The 1,132-nt window shown below is 67.0% G+C and carries 1 pseudogene; it reads right to left on the bottom strand.

The annotated features are described in order from the left end of the window. Positions 1-1,132, bottom strand: a pseudogene (locus E5W87_RS35360) (RNA-binding transcriptional accessory protein); the annotation flags it as partial.

Genomic DNA, 1,132 nt, shown 5'->3' with positions numbered 1-1,132 from the left:
CGCTGAGGCGGTGTTGAGGTCCACGCCCACGGCATTGACCGCGTCCTCGACCACTGCTTCCAGCGAGCGACCGAGCCGGTACTGGTCGACATCGTGCTGATACTGGCCGACGCCGATCGACTTCGGCTCGATCTTGACCAATTCGGCGAGTGGATCCTGCAGCCGCCGCGCGATCGACACCGCGCCGCGCAGCGACACGTCGAGGCCGGGAAATTCCGCCGCCGCCGTCGCCGAGGCGGAATAGACCGAGGCGCCCGCCTCGCTGACGATCACCTTGAGCGGCTTCGGCCCGGACTCGGCAGGCATGTCGGACAGCATGTCGGCGACCAGCCTTTCGGTCTCGCGGCTGCCCGTACCGTTGCCGATTGAAATCAGCTCGACCTTGTGCAGGCGGATGAGCTTCGCCAGTTCGGCTTGCGTGCCGCGCACATCGTTCCGTGGCGGAAACGGATAGACCGTCGTCGTCTCCAGCAGCTTGCCGGTGCCGTCCACCACCGCCACCTTGACCCCGGTGCGGATGCCGGGATCCAGCCCCATTGTGGCGCGCGAGCCGGCCGGTGCGGCGAGCAGCAAATCCTTCAGATTGCGGGCGAAGACATGGATCGCTTCCTCCTCGGCCCGCTCGCGCAGATCGCGCATCAAATCGAGCGTCAGGTGCAGCGACAGCTTTATGCGCCAGGTCCAGCCCGCCACCTCCATCAGCCAGCGGTCGCCGGGCAGCTGGCGGCCGATGGCGTAGGCGTCGGCGATCATCCGTTCGACCGGCTTCACCGGTGACGCATCGTCGGCGCCGACTTCGATGTCGAGCGACAGCACCTCTTCGTTGCGGCCGCGCAGCATCGCCAGCGCGCGATGGCTCGGCACGTTGGCCCAGCGCTCGACATGGTCGAAATAGTCGGAGAATTTCGCGCCGGCCTCCTGCTTGCCGTCGACGACGCGTGACCGCATGAAGGCTCGTTCCTTCATGTAGGTCCGCAGTCTGCCGACCAGGTCGGCATTTTCGGCGAACTGTTCGGACAGGATGTCGCGCGCGCCCTCGAGTGCCGCCTTGGCGTCGACCACCTCTTCGCCGAAATAGGCCAGCGCCAGTTCGCCGGGCACAGCCGCACGGTCGGCAAGGATGGCCTCGGCC

Source organism: Mesorhizobium sp., assembly GCF_004962925.1.
GTDB lineage: Bacteria > Pseudomonadota > Alphaproteobacteria > Rhizobiales > Rhizobiaceae > Mesorhizobium.
The sequence above is the reverse complement of the archived record's forward strand: the minus strand, read 5'-3'. Positions and strand labels throughout refer to the sequence as shown.